The organism is Micromonospora sp. NPDC049580, from assembly GCF_040675595.1.
GTDB lineage: Bacteria > Actinomycetota > Actinomycetes > Mycobacteriales > Micromonosporaceae > Micromonospora.
Window position 1 is genome coordinate 1 of sequence record NZ_JBFAPG010000821.1, and the last position, 1,262, is coordinate 1,262.

Annotated in this window: 2 protein-coding genes; one reads left to right on the forward strand and one right to left on the reverse strand. The window is 73.4% G+C overall.

Going from position 1 to position 1,262, the window contains the following annotated elements; all coding sequences use genetic code 11:
* Positions 1–426: DUF1992 domain-containing protein (locus tag AB0J68_RS32325; protein ID WP_363942705.1), on the reverse strand; the 426-nt coding region annotated here is incomplete at its 3' end.
* Positions 427–641: 215 nt separating this feature from the next.
* Here AB0J68_RS32325 and AB0J68_RS32330 point away from each other — a divergent pair.
* The coding region (locus AB0J68_RS32330; protein ID WP_363942707.1) for a LysE family translocator at positions 642–1,262 on the forward strand (621 nt) is incomplete at its 3' end.

The window sequence follows — 1,262 nt, forward strand, 5'->3', positions numbered from 1 at the left end:
GACGGTCGCCGGGTCGGTGGCGGTGACCGTTACCTCGGGTCCGGCGCGCTCGGCACGCCAGCGACGGACGACCTCGTCGGCGTTCACCGGCCGCACGGCCACCCGAGGCCCCTCGGGGTTGCGCAGCCAGGCGACGATCTGCGTGTTGAGCTGTCCCACGAAGTCCCGCACGGACTGCTCGGTGGGCAGGCCACGGACCTCGTCGGGGACCTGCTCGATGCGCCGGCGCAGTTGCAGCGGGGTGGGCAGCAGCAGGTCGCTGGGTAGCTTCTCGCGCTCCAGGAAACTCTTGATCCACCACGACTCGTCGTACGGCATTCCGCGCCCGGGGATCGGCTTGCCCATGCCGGGCAGGTTGGCGAACTCGCCGCGTTGCACGGCTCCCCGGATCTGCGCCTCCACGGCCGCGTCCCACGCCTCGGTCACCCTGCGGCACCTCCCCTGGCCACCGTAACGCGCCGCCTCCGGCTCGCGGCGACACACGTGCCACAGGTCAGCGCGTCCAGGCGGGTGACCATTCCCGCGAGGTGGTTTGCGCCCGCGCGACCGATTCGCAGGCCACCATCGGTGAGGTGGTCCTGGGCCGGGGCCGCCGGTCGGTCTAGGTTCTCCTCCAGGCGGCGGCGAACGGGGGCAACGTCATGATCGGCACGGGTGCGCTGCTGGGGATCGCGCTGGTGGCGCTGGGACTGGTGCTCACGCCCGGCCCGAACATGGTCTACCTGGTCTCCCGCTCGGTGGCGCAGGGCCGCCGCGCCGGGCTGATCTCGCTGCTCGGGGTGGCCGCCGGGTTCGGCGTCTACCTGGCCACCGCGGTCGCCGGCCTGGCCGCCGTGTTCGTCCTGGTCCCCACGCTGTACGCGGTGGTGAAGCTGGCCGGCGCGGGCTACCTGCTGTGGCTGGCGTGGCGCACGCTGCGCCCGGGCGGCGGGTCGCCGTTCACGCCCGCGCCGCTGCCACCGGACCCGCCACGGCGGCTGTTCACCATGGGCCTGGTCACCAACCTGCTCAACCCGAAGATCGCCATCCTGTACGTGTCGCTGCTGCCCCAGTTCATCGACCCGGCGCGGGGGCACGTGGCGGCGCAGAGCCTGCTGCTGGGCCTGACCCAGATCACCGTCGCGCTGAGCGTCAACGCGCTGATCGTGCTCAGCGCCGGCGCGCTGGCCGGTTTCTTCGCCCGCCGGCCGGTGTGGCTGCGGGTGCAGCGCTGGGTGACCGGCACGGCCCTCGCGGCGCTGGCCGTGCGCATCGCCGCCGAC